At 54.1% G+C, this 3,495-nt stretch carries 1 protein-coding gene and 1 rRNA gene; one reads left to right on the top strand and one right to left on the bottom strand.

The window, feature by feature from the left end; all coding sequences use genetic code 11:
- Positions 1-78 precede the first annotated feature (78 nt).
- Positions 79-3,219, bottom strand: a 23S ribosomal RNA gene (locus tag FDN03_RS14255).
- Between the two features lie 52 nt (positions 3,220-3,271).
- Between FDN03_RS14255 and FDN03_RS16610 the strand changes: the two genes are divergently transcribed.
- A partial coding sequence (locus tag FDN03_RS16610; RefSeq protein ID WP_212743917.1) for a hypothetical protein occupies positions 3,272-3,495 on the top strand: 224 nt, incomplete at its 3' end.

Here is a 3,495-nt window from a genome sequence, read left to right as displayed (position 1 = left end):
TGTTTCGTAACCGTATAGTGAACGCGAGCAACACTCTTTGCCGAACACCCCACACAAAAGGGGGGTGGTTTTGTTGTGTGTTGATAAGTCATCGGCCTATTAGTACAGGTCAGCTACACAAGTCTTTAGTCCTTGCTTCCACATCCTGCCTATCAACCCAGTGGTCTAGCTGGGGGCCTCTCACACAAAAAGTGCATGGAAATCTCATCTCGAAGCAGGCTTCCCGCTTAGATGCTTTCAGCGGTTATCCCTTCCAAACGTAGCTAATCAGCGATGCACTTGGCAGTACAACTGACACACCAGAGGTTCGTCCGTCCCGGTCCTCTCGTACTAAGGACAGCCCTTCTCAAATTTCCAACGCGCGCAGCGGATAGGGACCGAACTGTCTCACGACGTTCTAAACCCAGCTCGCGTACCGCTTTAATGGGCGAACAGCCCAACCCTTGGGACCTACTCCAGCCCCAGGATGCGACGAGCCGACATCGAGGTGCCAAACCATGCCGTCGATATGGACTCTTGGGCAAGATCAGCCTGTTATCCCCGAGGTACCTTTTATCCGTTGAGCGACGGCCCTTCCACACGGTGCCGCCGGATCACTAGTCCCGACTTTCGTCCCTGCTCGAGCTGTCACTCTCACAGTCAAGCTCCCTTGTGCACTTACACTCAACACCTGATTGCCAACCAGGCTGAGGGAACCTTTGGGCGCCTCCGTTACTCTTTAGGAGGCAACCGCCCCAGTTAAACTACCCATCAGGCACTGTCCCTGAACCAGATCATGGTCCGAAGTTAGGTGACCGGTACAGCCAGAGTGGTATTTCAACGATGACTCCACCCGAACTAGCGTCCAGGCTTCACAGTCTCCCACCTATCCTACACAAGCTGCACCGAACACCAATACCAAACTATAGTAAAGGTCTCGGGGTCTTTCCGTCCTGCTGCGCGTAACGAGCATCTTTACTCGTACTGCAATTTCGCCGAGTTCATGGTTGAGACAGCGGGGAAGTCGTTACTCCATTCGTGCAGGTCGGAACTTACCCGACAAGGAATTTCGCTACCTTAGGATGGTTATAGTTACCACCGCCGTTTACTGGGGCTTAAATTCTCCGCTTCGACCCCAAAGGGGTCTAACAGGTCCTCTTAACCTTCCAGCACCGGGCAGGAGTCAGTCCGTATACATCGTCTTGCGACTTCGCACGGACCTGTGTTTTTAGTAAACAGTCGCTTCCCCCTGGTCTCTGCGGCCCACACCCGCTCAGGAAAGCAAGTTTCCCTCACGAGGCAGGCCCCCCTTCTTCCGAAGTTACGGGGGCATTTTGCCGAGTTCCTTAACCATGATTCTCTCGATCGCCTCGGTATTCTCTACCAGATCACCTGTGTCGGTTTAGGGTACGGGCGGACTGGGACCTCACGCCGATGCTTTTCTAGGCAGCATAGGATCACCGAATCACCCACCAAAGTGGGCGCCTATCAGGTCTCAGGCACACGTTCCGCGGATTTGCCAACGAAACACCCTACACCCTTGGACCAGGTCAATTCCATTGCCTGGCTCGGCTACCTTCCTGCGTCACACCTGTTAACACGCTGACCTCACACCCTCGGTTCCCAGCCACCAACCACAACAACCACCCCCCAAAGGGGGCAGCACGTCATGGCGGCAGGTGGTTAGCATCAGATGCTCAGTATGGGCGGTCCTTCGCCGGTACGGGAATATCAACCCGTTGTCCATCGACTACGCCTGTCGGCCTCGCCTTAGGTCCCGACTAACCCAGGGCAGATTAACTTGACCCTGGAACCCTTGATCATTCGGCGGACGGGTTTCTCACCCGTCATTCGCTACTCATGCCTGCATTCTCACTCGCGTAGCCTCCACCGCTGGTTTCCACCGCGACTTCACCGGCCACACGACGCTCCCCTACCCATCCAAACCACTGGACCACAAAAGCCAATGACATGTTTGAATGACGCAACTTCGGCGGTGTGCTTGAGCCCCGCTACATTATCGGCGCGGAATCACTTGACCAGTGAGCTATTACGCACTCTTTCAAGGGTGGCTGCTTCTAAGCCAACCTCCTGGTTGTCACAGCAACTCCACATCCTTTTCCACTTAGCACACGCTTAGGGGCCTTAGTTGGCGTTCTGGGCTGTTTCCCTCTCGACTATGAAGCTTATCCCCCACAGTCTCACTGCTGCGCTCTAACTTACCGGCATTCGGAGTTTGGCTAAGGTCAGTAACCTTGTAGGGCCCATCGCCTATCCAGTAGCTCTACCTCCAGTAAGAAACACGCAACGCTGCACCTAAATGCATTTCGGGGAGAACCAGCTATCACGAAGTTTGATTGGCCTTTCACCCCTACCCACAGCTCATCCCCTCCATTTTCAACTGAAGTGGGTTCGGTCCTCCACACGCTCTTACACGCGCTTCAACCTGGCCATGGGTAGATCACTTCGCTTCGGGTCTAGACCGTGCCACTCAAACGCCCTATTCAGACTCGCTTTCGCTACGACTACCCCACACGGGTTAACCTCGCGACACAGCACTAACTCGCAGGCTCATTCTTCAAAAGGCACGCCATCACAGAACACAAAGCCCTGCTCTAACGGTTTGTAAGCACACGGTTTCAGGTACTATTTCACTCCCCTCCCGGGGTACTTTTCACCATTCCCTCACGGTACTGATTCACTATCGGTCATCAGGTAGTATTCAGGCTTACCAGGTGGTCCTGGCAGATTCACACGGGATTCCTCGAGCCCCGTGCTACTCGGGCACCCACACTAGGACGGCAGCACGCATGACGACTACGGGACTATCACCCTCTCTGGTCCGGCATTCCAACCGATTCACCTATACGCCTGCACCTCATCCCGCCAGCCGAATAGAACTGGCACATATGGACCCCACAACCCCGAAGATGCAACGCCTATCCGCTATCACACACCTACCGGTTTAGCCCCATCCGCGTTCGCTCGCCACTACTAACGGAATCACTATTGTTTTCTTTTCCTGCGGGTACTGAGATGTTTCACTTCCCCGCGTTCCCCCCACATGGCCTATACATTCAGCCACGGGTCACACCACATAACATGGTGCCGGGTTTCCCCATTCGGAAATCCTGGCCTCAACGTCCGGTTATCGACTCCACCAGGCTTATCGCAGATTCCCACGTCCTTCATCGGCTCCTGATGCCAAGGCATCCACCGTGCGCCCTTAAAAACTTTCAACACAATCATCCATCCATCACAGACAAACGACAGCACAGAAAACCTCAAATACATGAGCAACAAAACAATCAACAAAATCACAAAACAACAAACACCCACACACACAAAATGCGGCAGGCACCTGTCATTTCAAGATGCTCGCGTTCACTATACAGTTCCCAAACAACAACCCCACACCCCCACACCACACACCCACACAAGGGGCACGCGTGCCAAGGACACAGGAAAACAAACATGGTCTTTCAACCGAAACACCAAGAACACCACACCCACCAC

Source organism: Glutamicibacter sp. V16R2B1, from assembly GCF_005774635.1.
Lineage (GTDB): Bacteria > Actinomycetota > Actinomycetes > Actinomycetales > Micrococcaceae > Glutamicibacter > Glutamicibacter creatinolyticus.
This window is presented reverse-complemented; position numbering and strand designations above follow the sequence as displayed.